Origin of the sequence: Nonomuraea africana (assembly GCF_014873535.1) — a bacterium.
In the GTDB taxonomy this organism is placed as follows: Bacteria; Actinomycetota; Actinomycetes; order Streptosporangiales; family Streptosporangiaceae; genus Nonomuraea; species Nonomuraea africana.
The window spans coordinates 1-18,508 of the sequence record NZ_JADBEF010000001.1 but is presented as its reverse complement, the minus strand read 5'-3'; the positions used below and the strand labels follow the sequence as shown (position 1 = coordinate 18,508).

At 66.1% G+C, this 18,508-nt stretch carries 11 protein-coding genes and 3 rRNA genes; 7 read left to right on the top strand and 7 right to left on the bottom strand.

The window, feature by feature from the left end:
* Window positions 1-20 precede the first annotated feature (20 nt).
* A complete protein-coding gene (locus H4W81_RS00070) occupies window positions 21-725 on the top strand; it encodes an alternative oxidase (protein WP_192772895.1) in 705 nt (234 codons plus the stop codon).
* Between the two features lie 174 nt (window positions 726-899).
* On the opposite strand, the gene H4W81_RS00065 is transcribed toward H4W81_RS00070, so the two are convergent.
* Entirely contained in the window at window positions 900-2,351 is a 1,452-nt protein-coding gene (locus tag H4W81_RS00065; protein WP_318781434.1) for an MFS transporter, read from the bottom strand.
* A 54-nt stretch (window positions 2,352-2,405) separates the two neighbouring features.
* On the opposite strand from H4W81_RS00065, the gene H4W81_RS00060 reads away from it, so the two are divergent.
* The 5 genes from H4W81_RS00060 (at window position 2,406) to H4W81_RS00040 (ending at window position 8,005) form a co-directional block, all read left to right on the top strand.
* Window positions 2,406-3,107 carry a TetR/AcrR family transcriptional regulator C-terminal domain-containing protein gene (locus tag H4W81_RS00060; RefSeq protein ID WP_192772894.1) on the top strand — a complete coding sequence of 234 codons (702 nt, stop codon included), beginning with the start codon at window positions 2,406-2,408 and terminating at the stop codon, window positions 3,105-3,107.
* 13 nt (window positions 3,108-3,120) lie between these two features.
* Window positions 3,121-4,728, top strand: coding sequence for an AMP-binding protein (locus tag H4W81_RS00055; protein ID WP_192772893.1), 1,608 nt, complete (start codon window positions 3,121-3,123; stop codon window positions 4,726-4,728).
* 88 nt (window positions 4,729-4,816) lie between these two features.
* Window positions 4,817-6,433: a PucR family transcriptional regulator gene (locus H4W81_RS00050; RefSeq protein ID WP_192772892.1), complete on the top strand. Its 1,617-nt coding sequence runs from the start codon at window positions 4,817-4,819 to the stop codon at window positions 6,431-6,433.
* Window positions 6,430-6,747 (top strand): cupin domain-containing protein, encoded by a 318-nt coding sequence (locus tag H4W81_RS00045; RefSeq protein ID WP_225958359.1) that lies wholly within the window; start codon window positions 6,430-6,432, stop codon window positions 6,745-6,747. Before H4W81_RS00050 ends, H4W81_RS00045 begins: the two co-directional genes overlap by 4 nt.
* Before the next feature lie 226 nt (window positions 6,748-6,973).
* Entirely contained in the window at window positions 6,974-8,005 is a 1,032-nt protein-coding gene (locus H4W81_RS00040) for a methyltransferase (protein WP_192772891.1), read from the top strand.
* Here the strand turns inward: H4W81_RS00040 and trpS are convergent.
* Both trpS and H4W81_RS00030 read right to left on the bottom strand, forming a co-directional pair.
* The gene (gene trpS, locus H4W81_RS00035) at window positions 7,983-8,945 is read right to left on the bottom strand and encodes a tryptophan--tRNA ligase (protein WP_192772890.1); all 963 of its coding nucleotides are present in this window, start codon (window positions 8,943-8,945) and stop codon (window positions 7,983-7,985) included. The genes H4W81_RS00040 and trpS overlap by 23 nt on opposite strands.
* 180 nt (window positions 8,946-9,125) lie before the next feature.
* Complete coding sequence (locus H4W81_RS00030; protein WP_192772889.1) at window positions 9,126-9,275, bottom strand: hypothetical protein; 150 nt, start codon at window positions 9,273-9,275, stop codon at window positions 9,126-9,128.
* Between the two features lie 207 nt (window positions 9,276-9,482).
* Here H4W81_RS00030 and H4W81_RS00025 point away from each other — a divergent pair, with 207 nt between their 5' ends.
* On the top strand, window positions 9,483-10,952 hold the full coding sequence (locus tag H4W81_RS00025) for a phosphodiester glycosidase family protein (RefSeq protein ID WP_192772888.1): 1,470 nt from the start codon (window positions 9,483-9,485) through the stop codon (window positions 10,950-10,952).
* A 176-nt stretch (window positions 10,953-11,128) separates the two neighbouring features.
* Here H4W81_RS00025 and H4W81_RS00020 read toward each other — a convergent pair whose 3' ends face one another.
* The 4 genes from H4W81_RS00020 to H4W81_RS00005 all read right to left on the bottom strand — a co-directional run bounded on the left by H4W81_RS00020 (window position 11,129) and on the right by H4W81_RS00005 (window position 18,345).
* Entirely contained in the window at window positions 11,129-12,964 is a 1,836-nt protein-coding gene (locus H4W81_RS00020) for a WD40 repeat domain-containing protein (RefSeq protein ID WP_192772887.1), read from the bottom strand.
* Window positions 12,965-13,196: 232 nt separating this feature from the next.
* Window positions 13,197-13,313: ribosomal RNA gene (gene rrf / locus H4W81_RS00015) — 5S ribosomal RNA — on the bottom strand.
* Window positions 13,314-13,374: 61 nt separating this feature from the next.
* A 23S ribosomal RNA gene (locus tag H4W81_RS00010) occupies window positions 13,375-16,481 on the bottom strand.
* Between the two features lie 342 nt (window positions 16,482-16,823).
* A 16S ribosomal RNA gene (locus H4W81_RS00005) occupies window positions 16,824-18,345 on the bottom strand.
* Together the 16S, 23S and 5S rRNA genes form the textbook arrangement of a ribosomal RNA operon.
* Between the last annotated feature and the right edge of the window lie 163 nt (window positions 18,346-18,508).

Genomic DNA, 18,508 nt, shown 5'->3' with positions numbered 1-18,508 from the left:
TCGAAACGAAGGAGACAGAGATGACCATCACGATCGACCGCCCCGAGGCCCCCGCGGGACCCCCCAAGCTCGACCGCGACGCCCTCCGCCTGGCGCAGGCCGAGACGCTGGCCACGCCGCGCATGGACTACAGCCTGCTGGCCAAGATGATGTTCAAGCCCGTCGACCTCATGTACGGCAAGAAGGGGTCGTTCACCAAGTTCGCCATGCTCGAGATCATCGCCCGCGTGCCGTACCAGGCGTGGGAGCGGATGGGCTACTGGGCGGTGCACCGCTACGCGGGACGCTCGGCGCTGGCCAAGCGGGTGTTCGAGCGGATCGTCGAGGCTCGCGCCGACCAGGACAACGAGCAGTGGCACCTGCTGATCATGCAGGACCTCATCCAGCGCCACGGGATGAAGCAGAACTGGCTGCTGCACAAGGTGGCGCCGTGGTTCATCTCGTTCTTCTACTACCACGTCTCGTGGGTGCTGTTCCTGGTCAGGCCGGAGGCTTCGTACCGGCTGAACGCTGAGTTCGAGGACCATGCCGAGCACGAGTACATGACCTTCGTGGCGGAGAACCCCGACCTGGAGTTCATGCCCGACCCCGGGACGTACGCCGACGAGTACGGCCGCTACCGCTCGGTGGCCGACCTGATGCGGCAGATCGGCCACGACGAGCGCATGCACAAGCTGGACAGCTTGGAGAACGTCAAGGACCCCCACTGGGCCCCCACCCGGTGACCGCCCGCACACCCCTCCCAGGGCCGAGGTTCTCAGGAGGGGACGACCGACCCCCGGCACACCCCTCTCCCTCCGCACGGGGCCGAGGTCTCCGAGAGGAGGTGGGGCGACCGGCATGGGGCCGAGGACTTCCCGAAGAGGGGCGGCCGGTCCCCGCGCGGCCGTCCCCCGGTGTCACACCTCGGCCGGGACCTGGGGAGCGGGGGTCTTGGGGCGGAGGACGGCCAGCGCCAGGCAGGCCGCCGCCACGCACGACACCGCCCCGATCCACGCCCCCGTCGTCATCGCCGTGCTGAACGCCTCGCGGCCCGCCGCGGCCACCTCCGGAGTCAGCCGCACCGCGTTCGCGATCGACTCACGAGCGGCCGCCGGCGCCGACGACGGCATCGCGGAGGTGTACACCCCCGCCAGCACGCTGCCCAGGGCCGCGATGCTGAGCGCCATCCCCACCTGCTGGATGGTGTCGTTGAGCGCCGACCCGACACCCGCGTGCTCCATCGGCACCGCCCCCATGAGCGTCGCATACGCCGCGGGCCCGGCGATCCCGCCGCCCGCCCCCATGACGAGGAACGCCACGAGCAGCGTCCAGTAATCGCTGCTCAGCGCCATCACCACGAACGACAGGCCCATGATCAGGATGCCTGAGACGATCAGCGTCCTGTTGCTGACCTTCTGCCCGAGCGCCGCGCCGAGGCCGTTGAAGAGCGCCGCCGAGATCGCGTACGGCAGGAGCGCGAGCCCCGCCTGCGCCGCGCCGTACCCCAGCACGAACTGCAGGTACTGCGTCAGCATCAGCATCACCGCGCCCGTCCCGAACGACATCAGCAGGATCGAGAACGACGACCCGCTGAAGTTGCGGCTCCTGAACAGGCCGAGCGGCAGCATCGGGCTGGCCGAACGACGCTCCCACATCAGGAAACCGCCGAGGGACAGGACGGCCAGGCCGATCATGACCGGGTTCCACGTCCGCTCGATGACCACGTAGACCAGCGAGGCCAGGCCGACGACCGAGAGCACCACGCCCAGCGGGTCGGGACTGCGGGCCGGCCCCTTGGTCTCGGGCATCAGCACGAGGGCGGCGATGATGCCGACCGCCGCGATGGGGGCGTTGAGCAGGAAGACCGAGCCCCACCAGTAGTGCTCGATGAGGAAGCCGCCCACGATGGGCCCGGCGATCACGCCGATCATCGCGACGGCGCTCCACGCGGCCATGGCCTTGCGCCGCTCGTCGTCGTCGAAGGTCGTGATCAGGATGGACAGGGTCGAGGGCATGAGGATCGCCCCTCCCACGCCCATCAGCCCTCTGGCGGCGATGAGCTGCCAGGGTTCGACGGCCAGCACGGCGACCATCGAGGCGCCGCCGAACAGGGCCAGGCCGATGATGAGGAAGCGGCGCCTGCCGTACCGGTCGGAGAGGCTGCCCGCGGTGAGCAGCAGGCCCGCGAAGACGAGCACGTAGGAGTCGAGGATCCACTGGACTTCGGAGGGGCTGGCGCCCAGGTCCTGCATCAGGGTCGGGATCGCCACGTTGAGGACGGTGCTGTCCACGACCAGCGGCATCAGGGCCAGACAGAGGACGACGAGGGACCACCAGCGACGAGGGTCTCGTACGGCGTTCGAATTCACTCGCACACTGTACGACAGCCTCGCACACCGTGCGAGCGGATTTATGCTGTGAGCGTGACCGCCAAGCAGTTCACCTCCGTCTGGACTCGTGAACCCCGTCAGGGAAAGACCCAGGGCCTGACCCGCGACCAGATCGTCAGGGCCGCGCTCGAGATCCTGGACGCCGAGGGCCTCGACGCGCTGAGCATGCGCAAGCTCGGCGCCAAACTCGGCGCGGGCGCGACCAGCCTCTACTGGCACGTGGCCAACAAGGAGGAGCTGCTGGAGCTGGCCTTCGACGAGATCTGGGGTGAGATGTCGATCCCCGACCCCGGCTCGGCGGGCTGGCGCGACACCGGGTGGGCCTTCGCGCACGGCATGCGCAAGGTGATCCTGCGCCATCCCTGGGTCGCCGGGCTGATCGGCAGGATGCCGGCCATCGGCCCCAACTCCCTGCGCGCGGCGGAGCTGCTGCGCAAGGGCCTGCACCAGGCGGGCTTCCGCGGTCTCGAGGAGGACTACGCGGGAGCGGCGATCACCGCGTTCGTCTTCGGCTCCGTGATCCCCGAGGTGGCGTGGTTCAGCGCGGCCGCCGAGAAGGAGTACGACGCCGAAAGCATGCGCGAGATCATCAGGACGGCCGCGGCGGACTACCCCGAGCTGGTCGCCCGCGCGGAGGAGTACACCGCCCGCGACCCCGCGGCGGTCCGCGAGATGAACTTCGCCTTCGGACTCGCCTGCGTGCTCGATGGCCTTGAGAGGCGGCTGGTCACGTAGCAGGATCGCCTGCATGAGCGATTTCCGCGCCGCCAGGGACTTTCTGCTCCAGGCCGACTACGCCACCGCCCGCCGCGACTTCCGCTGGCCCAGGCCCGCGGAGTTCAACTGGGCGCTCGACTGGTTCGACGGCGTGCTGGCCGCCGAGACCCCGGACGCCGTCGCGCTCAAGATCGTGGGCCGTGTCTCCTACACCTTCGCCGAGCTGTCCAGGCGCTCCGACCAGGTCGCCAACCGGCTGCGCGAACAGGGCGTACGGCGCGGCGACCGCATCCTGCTCATGCTCGGCAACCAGGCCGAGCTGTGGGAGTCGTTGCTCGCCGCGATGAAGCTCGGCGCGGTCGTCATCCCGGCCACGACTCTCCTGTCGGCCAAGGACGTCGCCGACCGGATCGAGCGCGGCGCGATCGCGCACGTCATCGCCAACGCGACGGACACGGCCAAGTTCGCCGGCGGCCCGTACACGAAGATCTCGGTGGGCGAGGTGCCCGGCTGGCTGCCGTTCTCCTACGGGGCCGAGGACTTCACCCCCGACGGCGTCACCCGCGCGGACGACACGCTGCTCCTCTACTTCACCTCGGGCACGACCTCCCAGCCGAAGCTGGTCGAGCACACGCACCTGTCCTATCCCGTCGGCCACCTGTCGACGATGTACTGGATCGGAGTGCGCCCCGGCGAGGTGCACCTCAACGTCTCCTCCCCCGGCTGGGCCAAGCACGCCTGGAGCAACGTCTTCGCGCCGTGGAACGCGGGCGCGACCGTGCTCGTCCACGACTACCAGCGCTTCTCCGCCCCCGAGCTGCTCGAGGTGCTCAGGTCGGAGAACGTCGCCACCTTCTGCGCGCCGCCGACGGTGTGGCGCATGCTCATCCAGGAGGACCTGAGCGCCTGGCGGCTGCCGCTCCGCACCGCGGTCGCCGCGGGCGAGCCGCTCAACCCCGAGATCATCGACCAGGTCGCCAAGGCCTGGGGCATCACCATCCGCGACGGCTACGGCCAGACGGAGACGACCGCCCAGATCGGCAACGTCCCCGGCCTGCCCGTCAAGCCGGGCTCGATGGGGCTGCCGCTGCCCGGCTACGACATCGCCCTGCTCGACCCCGTGACGGGCGAGCCGGGCGACGACGGCGAGATCTGCCTCCCGCTGGACGACCGCCGTCCGCTGGGCCTGATGTCCGGATACATCGGCAGGGAGAGCGAGCAGGGCGGCTACTACCACACCGGTGACGTGGCCAGCCGCGACGCCGACGGCTACATCACCTACGTCGGCCGCACCGACGACGTCTTCAAGGCCTCCGACTACCGCATCTCGCCGTTCGAGCTGGAGAGCGTGCTGCTGGAGCACGAGGCGGTGGCCGAGGCGGCGGTCGTCCCCGCCCCCGATCCGGTACGGCTGGCCGTACCGAAGGCCTATGTGACCCTGGCCCCCGGCTTCGAGCCGACGGCCGAGACCGCGCGCTCGATCCTGTCCTACGCCCGCGAGCACCTGGCGCCCTACAAGCGCGTGCGCCGCCTCGAGTTCGGCGACCTGCCCAAGACGATCTCCGGCAAGATTCGCCGGGTCGAGCTGCGAGAACAGGCGCCCGCGCACGAGTACACGGACGACGATCTAAGGGCGTGAACGGGCGCGCCGACATAGAATGGTTGGTACGACATCGTGTAAATGTCGAGGTGGCCCTAGTTACATCCTGATCGGATAGGCTCCACACGTGCTGCCCACTATCTCCGACGTTCTGTCCCTGGAGACCGTACGCAGGGGCAATCCCCGCGTGGTCGCCGGGGCGGACCGGCTCGACAGCCGGGTGCGGTGGGTGCACGTGGGCGAGATCGCCGACATCGCGCACCTGCTGCGCGGCGGCGAGCTGGTCCTGACCACCGGTGTCGCCCTGCCCGAAGACCCCGAGAAGCTGGCCGCCTACATCGGCGAGCTGTCGGCCGTCGGCGCCGCCGGCCTGGTCGTGGAGCTCGGCCGCAGGTTCGTCCGCGAGCTGCCGCGCGCGGTGGTCAAGGCGGCGGAGGAGCACGGCCTCCCGCTGATCGTGCTGGCCCGCGAGACACCTTTCGTGCAGATCACCGAGTCGGTCCACGCCAGGATCATCGACATCCAGTTGGAGGAGCTGCGCGCCTCCGAGCAGTTGCACGAGGTCTTCACCGAGCTGTCGGTGGAGGGCGCCTCTCCCGCCGAGGTGCTGGCCCAGGTCTCCAGGCTGTCGGGCCGGCCCGTGCTGCTGGAGAACCTCGCCCACCAGGTGCTGGCCTGCGAGTCGGCGGGCCGCGACACGGGCGTGCTGCTGGCCGGCTGGGAGTCGAGGTCGCGCGCGGTCGCCCCGCACGAGCGCACCGCCTACGACGCCTCCTCCGGCTGGCTGGTCACCACGGTCGGCGCGCGCGGCCAGGACTGGGGCCGGCTGATCCTGCTCTGCGACGCCCCGCCGGGCCCGCGCGAGATGGTACTGGCCGAACGCGCCGCCACCACGCTGGCGCTGGGCCGCCTGCTGGAGCGGCACCAGGAGTCGCTCGAACGCCAGGCGCACGGCACGATCATCACCGGCATTCTCACCCACGCCTACGCCGATCCCGACGAGGCCGCCGCCCGCGCCCGCGCGGTGGGCGTGCCGCTCACCGGGCGCAAGCTCGTCAGCGTGGTCCTTCGCCTGGTCGACCCCGTCGACCAGGCTCTCGACGGCCAGGCGCTGCTCGGCGAGCTGGCCGAGGCCACCGCCTCCGTCTGCCGCGACGCCAAGCTGCCCGCCCTCGTCGGCGCGCTCGACCAGGACCGCGTCGGCGTGCTGCTGCCGCTGCCGCCGCGCACCCAGGTCGAGCCCGCGCTGACCGCGCTGGCCGAGCGCCTGCGCGCGATGTGGAAGCCGGGCTCGACGTTCGTGCTGGCCGCGGGTTCGGCGGTGGAGTCCATCCGCGACGTACGGCGCAGCTTCCTCGAGGCCGAGCAGGTCGCCGACGTGGCGGTCCGCCAGCCCGACGGCAGGCCGTACTACCGCCTGCCCGACCTGCGCCTGCGCGGGCTGCTCCACCTGCTGCGCGACGACGCGCGGATCCAGACGTTCGCCGAGCGCGAGCTGGGCCCGCTGCTCGCGCACGATGCCCAGCGCGGCGGCGACCTCACCCGCATCCTGCGCATCTATCTCGACGCCGGACGCAACAAGGCGGTCGCCGCGCAGAAGGCGCACCTGTCGCGCCCCGCCTTCTACGACCGGCTGCGCCGCCTCGAGCGCATCCTCGACACCGACCTCGACGACGTGGAGTCGTGCCTCTCGCTCCACGTCGCCCTCCTCGCCCTTGAATCCTTCCGCAGGGAGAACCGTTGATCCGCGTCATGCGCGTCGCCGACGTCCAGCTCGAACTGGACCCCCTCGACCCGTCCCAGATCGTCTCCGGCACGCCCGTCACGTCGGTCGCCGAACTCGACGAGGGCCGCGGCATCTGGGAGATCACGCCCGGCGTGGTGACCGACGTGGAGCGCGACGAGATCTTCGTCGTCCTGTCGGGCCGGGCCACGATCGAGGTCGACGACGGCCAGCGTGTCGAGGTCGGCCCCGGCGACGTGTGCCTCCTGCCCGAGGGCGCGAAGACCACGTGGACGGTCCACGAGACCCTGCGCAAGGTCTACCAGGCCCACTGACGGGCCGCTGATCGCCGGCGCGTGCGTCTATCGGCCTTGTGGGCCGGGTGCGCTGCTGGTCGGCGACCACGACGCCTTCAGGGCCACGGCGGTCGCCGGCAAGGCCGCGACCGACGGGCCGCCGGCACCACCGCATCGCGATACAGACAGCGAACCGCGTGGCGGTTGACCTGACCTGAGTAGTCCCTACTCTGGCGAACCGGTGGAATCGGCCTACGTTCGATCTGTGCCGCTCTTTCCGAATCCGCTGGAGGCCGCGGCCTTCCGGCTCTCGATCGTGCCGCCGATGTTCGCCGACTACTTCGGCGTCCTCGGCTTCCACGCGCTGGTCGCCGGGGTGCGGCTCGGCGTGTTCGACGCGCTCCAGACGCGCCCGATGCCGGCCGCGCAGCTGGCCGTGGAGCTCGGCGCCGACCGCCGCCACACCGAGACGCTGCTCCGCTCGCTGCTCGGGCTCGGCTATCTCAAGCGGCGGGCCGATCGCTACCACCTCACCAGGGCGGCGCGGACCTGGCTCTGCGCGGACTCCCCTCTCTGCCTGGCCGAGGGGCTGGCCTTCTGGGAGCGCTGCGCGACGCGGATCTGGCCAGGACTGGAGAAGTCCGTGCGCGACGGCACGCCGGCAGTGCCGTTCTACACGCTGACCGAGGGCGATCCCGAGCTGTCGCGCTCCTTCCAGGCATGGACCGCGGCGATCGCCAGGCGGCAGGGCCCCGCGACGGCCGCCGCGATCCCCGTGCACCGCGACGCCAGGCAGGTGCTCGACGTGGGCGGCAGCCACGCCGTCTACAGCCTCGAACTGCTGCGCCGCCACCCCGAGCTGAGAGCCACGGTGATCGACCTGCCCCAGGCGCTGACCGCCGCCCCGCCGCACCCCCGGCTGACGTTGCGCGCGGGATCGTTCCTCGACGACGACCTGGGCGAGGGGTTCGACCTCGTGCTGCTGTTCAACATCATCCATGGCCTCGGCGACGCGGAGCTGGCCGTGCTGCTGCGGCGGGTGGCGCGGGCGCTCAACCCGGGCGGGCTGCTGGTCATCGGCGACCAGTTCAAGGGGGCGATGCCGGGGCGGGCCAGCCGTACCCTCCTCGACCTGCTCGACCTCAACTACCTGATCGCCGGAGGCGCGGGCATCAGGACGTTCGCCGAGGTCGGCAGGTTGCTGACGGCGGCAGGATTCGGCCGGCCGCGCCACCGCCGTCCGCTCGGGGCGCCCTCCGGCGAGCTGGCGCTCGCTAGAACCCCATTGCCCGCCTGACCTCCTCCAGCGTGAGCACGGCCCGCTCCCTCGCCCTGGCGTTGCCCTCTCTCAGCACCTGGCGGGCGTCGGCCGCGTCCAGCGAGTTCCTCAGCTTCCTCATGGGACGGAGGAACTCGTTGACCGCCTCGGTGAGCAGCCGCTTGAGCTGCGCGGCTCCGCCGTCCCCGATCTCCTCGGCGATCTCCTCGGGCGCGCGGCCGAGACAGAGCCCCGCCATCGTCAGCAGGCCGGCCACCTCCGGCCTGCCCTCGGGGTCGTAGGTGATGTGCCGGTCGGCGTCGGTGCGGGCCGCCCTGATCAACGCCGCGGTCTCGTCCTCGGTGGCCTTCAGCGCGATCGCGTTGCCCCTGCTCTTGCTCATCTTGCCGCCGTCGAGACCGTTGAGCAGCGGAGCCTGGCCCATCATGGCCTCGGGCACCGGGAAGACGGGGCCGTAACGCTCGTTGAAGCGGCGTGCGACCAGCCTGGTCACCTCGACGTGCGGCAGCTGGTCCTTGCCGACGGGCACCAGCGTGCCCTTGCAGAACAGGATGTCGGCCGCCTGGTGCACGGGATAGGTGAACATCAGCCCGCTGACCGCGCTCTGCGAGCTGTGCGCGATCTCGTCCTTGACCGTCGGATTGCGCTGGAGCTCCGCCACGCTCACCAGCGAGAGGAACGGCAGCAGCAGCTGGTTGAGCTCGGGCAGGGCACTGTGCTGGAAGATCGTGACCTTGGCCGGGTCGAGCCCGACCGCGAGGTAGTCGAGCAGCAACTCGGTGATGTTGGCCTGGATCCCGCCCGGCACGTCCCTGTCGGTGATCACCTGATAGTCGGCGACCAGGACGTACATCTGGTGGAGCTCCTGCAATCGCACCCTGTTGGCCAGCGTCCCGAAGTAGTGGCCGAGATGGAGCGGACCCGTCGGGCGGTCGCCGGTGAGCACGGTGTGGTTCATTCTGGGTTCCTTTCGCAGCGTCCCCAGAGACCACGAAAGGCCGTCTGGAGACGGCCTTCGCGCATGCGGAGATCAGTGGCCGTCGGGCGGCCACCACCACATGCTGATAGTCATGGACCCATTGTAGGGCGCAAGCCGCACTGGACCCAGATTCCGTACGGCTTGCGCCCGGCTCATTGTCTACCTGCGATGATCCCGCGTCGCGTCGGCGTGGATCGTGTCGTCCGCGCAGATGTACATGTCCCACCGGCGGGGACGCGCCACGAACGCGCCAAGAATGAAGCCCAGGACAACGCTCGCGATGATCACAAGGAGGATGCTCAGCCCCATGTCGGCTGCCTCTCGGGATGATGTGCCGCTCGAATCCTTGGTATGCGGCCTACCGCAAGGTAACCCCGGGAGGTCATTCCCCGCAGCCGAATCTTGGCATTGTCGTGTCGATTAGGTAACTGTCTTTCCCGGTCTGCGTGTTTCGCTGACTCGGCCCTGTTGATCTCGCCAGGATGGACCGGTTGCCGTCCTCCTGGGGAGTTTTTCATGTCTCGACACACCCTCGTCGGCCTTGCCCTGGCCGCCGCACTCACGGTCACCGTCGCGGTGCCCGCCACGGCGGAGGAGGTGTCGGCCCCCTTCCCCTCGGCGAGGTTCCCCCTCGGCGAGCGCGGAATGCCGGCGAAGACGCACAAGAGCGTGGGCGGCGGCATCGACCTCTACAGCGTCTCGACCGGCACCGCCAACGACGGCTACACCGTCACCGTGCTCATGCCCAGCGGGCGCGACTACGGCAGGCGCGAGACCGCCGAGGCGAAGGCCGCCGAGGTCGAGGCGGCGGGCCAGACGGCCAGCGTGCAGCGAGTGGTCCGTCCCGCCGTCTCGGACGACCCGTCCGAAGAGATCTTCATGGTCCGCGTCGGGCTCTGGCCGCTCAAGGACAAGGACAAGGCCGTCAAGGCGGCCAAGGAGCTGAGTGACGCGGGCGTGAAGGCCCGCGCGGACTACCTCGGCGACGACGGCGTGAAGACGACCGGCCCGTGGCAGATGCAGGTCCTCACCGTCGACCCGCGCGCCTTCCGCGGCTCCTTCGCCGCGAGCCTCGGCACGAGCGTCGCCAAGCGCGAGACCACCTCCTCGATGGCCAACGCGCGCAAGGCGATCGCCGCGATCAACGGCGGCTTCTTCAACATCCACACCCAGCCGGCCCTGCGCGGCGAGCCCGTCGGCATCTCCGTGGTCGGCGGCAGGCTGCTCAGCGAGGCGGTCCCGGGCCGCTCGGCCGTCGTCCTCAAGGGCCGTACGGCCCGCATCACCGAGCTCACCACCAAGCTGGCCGCCATCTCCCAGGACGGCACCCGCCTCGACATCAACGGCGTCAACAGGCTCGGCGCGACCGACGAGCTCATCCTCTACACCGAGGAGTACGGCGCCAAGACCCCCGCCAACGGCGGCGCCGAGGCCATCCTCGACGCCTCGGGCAAGGTCATCTCCCTCCGTACGGCGGGCGGCGCCGTGCCGAAGGGGGCGCGGATCCTGCACGGCTCGGGCGCCGCGGCCGACTGGCTGTGGGAGCACGCCTGGGAGAACTGGAGCGTCACGGTCGACACCAAGGTCATCGACCAGCGCACGGGCCGCAGGGTCGCGCTCACGCCGGACGTCAGTGTGATCGGCGGCGGGGTCGGCCTCATCCGCAACGGCCGCATCAAGGTGACCGCCAAGCGTGACGGCCACGACTCGGTGAACATGATCCTCCGCCGTCATCCCCGCACGCTCATGGGTGTGACGAGGTCGGGCGGACTGGTGCTGGCCACGGTCGATGGGCGCAAGCCTGGGATCACGGTGGGCGCGAACATGATCGAGGCGGCGCAGCTGATGAAGTGGCTGGGCGCGGTGCAGGCGATCAACCTGGACGGAGGCGGTTCGACGGCGATGGTCGTTGGCGGCAAGGTCGTCAACCAGCCCTCGGACGGCCGCGAACGCGCCGTCGGCGACGCCCTCCTCGTCCTTCCGTAAGGGTCTCTTCAGTCCGACGCGAGCAGGCACAACCTTCGATCACGAGGTTTCGACACCAAACGATCAGAGAAGACCGTGCCTGCTCCTCACGCCTTGGACCAGGTGGCCGAGGTGTCCCGCGAAGCCGTGCCTACGGGTCGCCGAGTACGCCAGTCTGTTGGTCCATCTCTGATTCCCTATCCGCGCGACCGGCGCGGGGTCCGTCCCCTGCGGCCCGTCGGCGCCATGGTGAGTCTCCGACTTGTGGCAAGGTCGTAGAGCTCGATGTCCCCTTCGTCGGCGATGAGCAGGCGATCACCGTACATCGTTAGCGCCTGCTGGTCCGCGTTCGATTCGGCCTCCAGCACAGGCGTGAGGTCGCCTCCCGTGTTGAGGTCCAGCGTCGAGATCTTCCAACCCTTGGTGACCACGGCAACGAGCGTGCATCTGACATGGCCGATGGCGAGAGCCTTGGGCGCCGGTGGCGTGGCGCCCAGGGCGAACTCCTTGAGCCGTGACCCGGTGGCCAGATCGAAAACGCCGAGCGAGTGCTCGTCCAGCGTCACGGCGACCGGGCGGCCGCCCAGCTCCGCCAGCCGTAACCCGACCAACGGCCCTTGCTTGGTCACTGACGAGTAGAGGAGCGTCCGGCTCCCCAGATCCCAGACGAACAGGCTGCCGCCTGTTTCTGCGACGATCACAGTCCTGCCGCGCAGGCTGCCAATCGCCAGCGCGCTGACGTCGCCGGGCGCCTTGGTGAACGGACGCCCGTACTCCTTGCCTGTCCTCAGCTCCCAGATCTGGATCACCGAACGCTTGGTCGTCGCCACGAGGTAGCGGCCTCGGTGGGGGCCGATGGCGAGAGCCGCCAACTGCGGCACCGCGACAGGAGGACCGAGCTCGGCGTTCGTCGTCGGGTTCCAGGCCTGCCAACTGTCCTCGTACCTCACGACGCCGACGTCGTCCGTGGCGCGCAGCAGGTCCAGGCGGTCGAGGCTGCTGCCGTTCGCGACGCCTGTCTGCCGGCCGGTGCGCAGGTCGTAGGAACGGACGCCATTGTCCGGCCCGCCGGTCACGACGAGACCTCCGCTCGTGGCGACGGTCGTCACCCGACTCTTGAGCGGAAAAGACGTGAGCTCCGCGCCGTCGTCGGGATTCCATGCGACGATCTTGAATTCGTCCACTGACAATGCCAGATTCTCTGCCAGGGCGTCGACGCCCCAGTGCGGTTTCAGGAGCACGAGCCGCTTGTGCGTGGCCGGGTCCCAGACCCGTATGCGTTGTGAACCGGTCGACAGCAGGACAACCGGTCTACCTCCACGCCGGACGATCGCACTCCTGTCGAAGTCCGGCCCCCGATCTTCCGGTTCATCGCTCTCATCGTGAAATTGGAGCCCCTTGCGCAGCTTCTGTCCGGTGCGGAGATTCCAGACGTCCAGGGAGTCGGCCGCGCCGGTGACCAGGGCCGGTACACCGTTAATCCGGGTGATGGCGAGCAACTGACCAACCGGCCAGTCCCAGAGGCGTCGTGTCCTGCCAGTCCGCAGGTCGTAGATCTTGATACCCTCCTCGGACCAGGTGGCCAGGATCGGCGTGCCGTCCTCGTCGCCGGTCGCCAGCTTGCTGATGCCCTTTCCCGCCAGGAAGCTGGGCCCTCGCTTGGTACGGCTGCGCAGATCGTATCCCTGGACGATGCCCTCCTTGCTGCTGATCAGGACGATCGGGACACCGCGGAGCCTGGCGAGGGCGATCGGCGCCTGGCCGGGAAGGGGCTTGCCCATCGCCTTGAGTGTGCGCGCGTCTCGGACCTGGACCGTGCCCTCGGCCCCCGCACTGACCGCGATCACCTGGTCGTCGAGTTCGCCGGCCACAACCTGCTCGACGTCGAGATGGCCGTCGAGGCCTGGGGTGGGAGTGGACGCCGGAGAACACGTGAACGTGGCAACCGGACGCTTTGGTGCGGCGGGAGCCGTGCATGCGACCGAGACGCCGGTCGTGAGCACAATCGTGATGACCGCCTTCACCAGCCTCATGATCACCAAACTCTAGCGGGACATGTGGCTACGGAACAGTGATCTCGTGAGCACTGGTGATCAATCTGTCACGCGTTGGATTCCGTGCTGGCGATCGCCGCGCGGCGATGCTTGCGGGGCGCGGTCTTCACTGCGATCGGTAAGTGGATCGACGCTCCTGCCGAAGAACCCCGACAACGAGAAAAGGGGCCCCACCAGACGGTGGAACCCCAAATCCCATAATGTAAAGATTGCGCGGCGGCGACCTACTCTCCCACACCCTCCCGAGTGCAGTACCATCGGCGCTGCAGAGCTTAACTTCCGGGTTCGGAATGTAACCGGGTGTTTCCCCTGCGCTATAACCGCCGCAACCCCATGAGACAGTGCTTGTTGTCTCAGAATTGCGTAGTGGACGCGAGCAAGAATGCTTTGTGGTCAAGTCCTCGGCCTATTAGTACCGGTCAGCTCCACACGTTACCGTGCTTCCACCTCCGGCCTATCAACCCGGTCGTCTACCGGGAGCCTTACCCACTCTCGTGGTGGGAGACCTCATCTCAAGGCGAGCTTCCCGCTTAGATGCTTTCAGCGGTTATCCCTTCCGAACGTAGCCAACCAGCCGTGCACCTGGCGGTACAACTGGCACACCAGAGGTTCGTCCGTCCCGGTCCTCTCGTACTAGGGACAGCCCCTTTCAAGTCTCCTGCGCGCGCAGCGGATAGGGACCGAACTGTCTCGCGACGTTCTAAACCCAGCTCGCGTACCGCTTTAATGGGCGAACAGCCCAACCCTTGGGACCTACTCCAGCCCCAGGATGCGACGAGCCGACATCGAGGTGCCAAACCATCCCGTCGATATGGACTCTTGGGGAAGATCAGCCTGTTATCCCCGGGGTACCTTTTAGCCGTTGAGCGACGGCGCTTCCACATGCCACCGCCGGATCACTAGTCCCAGCTTTCGCTCCTGCTCGACCCGTCAGTCTCACAGTCAAGCTCCCTTGTGCACTTACACTCGACACCTGATTGCCAACCAGGCTGAGGGAACCTTTGGGCGCCTCCGTTACTCTTTAGGAGGCAACCGCCCCAGTTAAACTACCCACCAGACACTGTCCCCGATCCGGATCACGGACCAGAGTTAGACGTTCAAAACGACCAGAGTGGTATTTCACCAATGACTCCACCCGAACTAGCGTCCGAGCTTCACAGTCTCCCACCTATCCTACACAAGACGCTCCAAACGCCAATGTCAAGCTGTAGTGAAGGTCCCGGGGTCTTTCCGTCCTGCTGCGCGTAACGAGCATCTTTACTCGTAGTGCAATTTCGCCGGGTCTGCGGTTGAGACAGCGGGGAAGTCGTTACGCCATTCGTGCAGGTCGGAACTTACCCGACAAGGAATTTCGCTACCTTAGGATGGTTATAGTTACCACCGCCGTTTACCGGCGCTTAAGTTCTCACCTTCGCCACTTGCGTGGCTAAGCGGTCCCCTTAACGTTCCGGCACCGGGCAGGCGTCAGTCCGTATACATCGTCTTACGACTTCGCACGGACCTGTGTTTTTAGTAAACAGTCGCTTCCCCCTGGCCACTGCGACCCCCACCAGCTCAGAAAGCTAGTTTCATCACCAGCAGAGGTCCCCCTTCTCCCGAAGTTACGGGGGCAATTTGCCGAGTTCCTTAACCACAGTTCACCCGATCGCCTTGGTATTCTCTACCTGACCACCTGAGTCGGTTTAGGGTACGGGCCGCCACAACACTCGCTAGAGGCTTTTCTCGGCAGCATAGGATCATCCACTTCGCCACAATCGGCTCGGCATCACATCTCAGGATACGTGTGTCGCGGATTTGCCTACGACACTCCCTACATGCTTACCCCAGGAACAACCATCGCCTGGGTTGGACTACCTTCCTGCGTCACCCCATCGCTTACCTACTACCCGATCGGATCGAGCGTTCACTCTGACGGCTGCCCCGAAGGGCGTGCCCGAGCTAAGGACTCTTAGCATCACGAGGTTCGATATGGGCGCGTTAAAGCGGGTACGGGAATATCAACCCGTTGTCCATCGACTACGCCTGTCGGCCTCGCCTTAGGTCCCGACTTACCCTGGGCGGATTAGCCTGGCCCAGGAACCCTTGGTCATCCGGCGGCAGGGTTTCTCACCCTGCATTCGCTACTCATGCCTGCATTCTCACTCGCACAGCCTCCACAACTAGATCACTCTGCTGCTTCGCCGGCTGCACGACGCTCCCCTACCCATCAACAAGAACGAATTCTCATCAATGCCACGACTTCGGCGGTGTACTTGAGCCCCGCTACATTGTCGGCGCGGAATCACTTGACCAGTGAGCTATTACGCACTCTTTCAAGGATGGCTGCTTCTAAGCCAACCTCCTGGTTGTCTCTGCGACTCCACATCCTTTCCCACTTAGCACACGCTTAGGGGCCTTAGTCGGTGATCTGGGCTGTTTCCCTCTCGACTACGGAGCTTATCCCCCGCAGTCTCACTGCCACGCTCTCACTTACCGGCATTCGGAGTTTGGCTGACGTCAGTAACCTTGTCGGGCCCATCGGCCATCCAGTGCTCTACCTCCGGCAAGAAACACGCGACGCTGCACCTAAATGCATTTCGGGGAGAACCAGCTATCACGGAGTTTGATTGGCCTTTCACCCCTACACACAGGTCATCCCCCAGGTTTTCAACCCTGGTGGGTTCGGTCCTCCACGAGGTCTTACCCTCGCTTCAACCTGCCCATGCGTAGATCACTCCGCTTCGGGTCTACAGCATGCGACTCAAACGCCCTATTCAGACTCGCTTTCGCTACGGCTCCCCCACACGGGTTAACCTCGCCACACACCATAACTCGCAGGCTCATTCTTCAAAAGGCACGCAGTCACATCACAGCCGTCCGAAGACGACTAAGCTCCTACGGCTTGTAGGCACACGGTTTCAGGTACTATTTCACGACCCCTCACCGGGGCACTTTTCACCTTTCCCTCACGGTACTAGTGCACTATCGGTCATCAGGGAGTATTTAGGCTTACCAGGTGGTCCTGGCAGATTCACACAGGATTTCTCGGGCCCCGTGCTACTTGGGATCCCCTCAAACAGTCGACAAGGTTTCGCCTACCCGGCTCTCACGGTCTACGGCAGCCCTTCCCAGAGCTTTCAACTACCCCATCGATTTCTCACTGTTCGACCGATCGGCAGATCGATCAAGAGGGTCCCACGACCCCGCTTGCGCAACGCCTGCCGGCTATCACACGCAAACGGTTTAGCCTGATCCGCTTTCGCTCACCACTACTCACGGAATCACTGTTGTTTTCTCTTCCTACGGGTACTGAGATGTTTCACTTCCCCGCGTTACCACCAACCGCCCTATACATTCAGGCGGAGGCAACACCACATGACTGGTGCTAGGTTTCCCCATTCGGACATCCCCGGATCAACGTCTGGTTGGCGACTCCCCGAGGCTTAACGCAGCCTCCCACGTCCTTCATCGGCTCCTGATGCCAAGGCATCCACCGTGTGCCCTAAAAAACTTGGCCACAAAGATGCTCGCGTCCACTATGCAAATCTCAAACAACAAACAGCAACCAGCTCCAAACCGCGCAACGGCGATCCTTCGCTGGTCCTGTGCTCCAGAAGAAGCAAGACCCGCAACCTCGTAAGGCTGCAGGGCCCGTTTCCTCAGGACCCAACAGTGTGTCCGGAACCTCGTAACCCCTGTCACCCTCGTTCCCACTCCCAGCAAGCCGGGCGGTACTAGACGGGCAGCGATCACGCTGAACCGAGTAGCCAGTGCTCCACTAATGAGCTTGCCGAGCATCAGACGTTCGCTGATGACCTCGACGTAGACCAGCCGATGAAGACTGGTCGGTGCTCCTTAGAAAGGAGGTGATCCAGCCGCACCTTCCGGTACGGCTACCTTGTTACGACTTCGTCCCAATCGCCAGCCCCACCTTCGACCGCTCCCCCCAGCAAGCTGGTTGGGCCACGGGCTTCGGGTGTTGCCGACTTTCGTGACGTGACGGGCGGTGTGTACAAGGCCCGGGAACGTATTCACCGCAGCGTTGCTGATCTGCGATTACTAGCGACTCCGACTTCATGGGGTCGAGTTGCAGACCCCAATCCGAACTGAGACCGGCTTTTAGGGATTCGCTCCACCTCGCGGTATCGCAACCCTCTGTACCGGCCATTGTAGCATGTTTGCAGCCCAAGACATAAGGGGCATGATGACTTGACGTCATCCCCACCTTCCTCCGAGTTGACCCCGGCAGTCCCCCATGAGTCCCCACCACCCCGAAGGGCGTGCTGGCAACATGGAGCAAGGGTTGCGCTCGTTGCGGGACTTAACCCAACATCTCACGACACGAGCTGACGACAGCCATGCACCACCTGTCACCCAGTCCGAAGAGGGCCACATCTCTGCAGCTTTCCGGGCGATGTCAAGCCTTGGTAAGGTTCTTCGCGTTGCGTCGAATTAAGCAACATGCTCCGCCGCTTGTGCGGGCCCCCGTCAATTCCTTTGAGTTTTAGCCTTGCGGCCGTACTCCCCAGGCGGGGCGCTTAATGCGTTAGCTCCGGCACGGAGATCGTGGAAGACCCCCACACCTAGCGCCCAACGTTTACAGCGTGGACTACCAGGGTATCTAATCCTGTTCGCTCCCCACGCTTTCGCTCCTCAGCGTCAGGTAAGGCCCAGAGAACCGCCTTCGCCACCGGTGTTCCTCCTGATATCTGCGCATTTCACCGCTACACCAGGAATTCCGTTCTCCCCTACCTACCTCTAGCCAGCCCGTATCCACCGCAGACCCGCAGTTAAGCTGCGAGCTTTCACGGCAGACGCGACAAGCCACCTACGAGCTCTTTACGCCCAATAATTCCGGACAACGCTTGCGCCCTACGTATTACCGCGGCTGCTGGCACGTAGTTAGCCGGCGCTTCTTCTGCAGGTACACGTCAACTTCGTCCCTGCTGAAAGAGGTTTACAACCCGAAGGCCGTCATCCCCCACGCGGCGTCGCTGCGTCAGGCTTTCGCCCATTGCGCAATATTCCCCACTGCTGCCTCCCGTAGGAGTCTGGGCCGTGTCTCAGTCCCAGTGTGGCCGGTCGCCCTCTCAGGCCGGCTACCCGTCGTCGCCTTGGTAGGCCACTACCCCACCAACAAGCTGATAGGCCGCGAGCCCATCCCCAACCGAAAAAACTTTCCACACGCATCCCATGCGAGAGCGTGTCGTATCCGGTATTAGACCCAGTTTCCCGGGCTTATCCCAGAGTCAGGGGCAGGTTGCTCACGTGTTACTCACCCGTTCGCCGCTCGAGTACCCCGAAGGGCCTTTCCGCTCGACTTGCATGTGTTAAGCACGCCGCCAGCGTTCGTCCTGAGCCAGGATCAAACTCTCCAAACAATGTTTGAGAATTTCTCCCGGCTGAAACATGAATGTTCCAACCAAAGGAATCCGTCCAATGGACGGGGTTGTGCATCATGCACTGGCTTTTAACACACTGTTGAGTTCTCAAGAAACGGACGCGTTCACCGTCACCCACCCGGTGGCGCTCGCTTCGTTATGT

Coding starts and splice junctions, on each gene's coding strand:
- H4W81_RS00070 (WP_192772895.1), top strand. CDS start 21: ATGACCATCACGATCGACCGCCCCGAGGCCCCCGCGGGACCCCCCAAG.
- H4W81_RS00055 (WP_192772893.1), top strand. CDS start 3,121: ATGAGCGATTTCCGCGCCGCCAGGGACTTTCTGCTCCAGGCCGACTAC.
- trpS (WP_192772890.1), bottom strand. CDS start 8,945: ATGAACCACACCGTGCTCACCGGCGACCGCCCGACGGGTCCGCTCCAT.
- H4W81_RS00030 (WP_192772889.1), bottom strand. CDS start 9,275: ATGGGGCTGAGCATCCTCCTTGTGATCATCGCGAGCGTTGTCCTGGGC.
- H4W81_RS00025 (WP_192772888.1), top strand. CDS start 9,483: ATGTCTCGACACACCCTCGTCGGCCTTGCCCTGGCCGCCGCACTCACG.
- H4W81_RS00020 (WP_192772887.1), bottom strand. CDS start 12,964: ATGAGGCTGGTGAAGGCGGTCATCACGATTGTGCTCACGACCGGCGTC.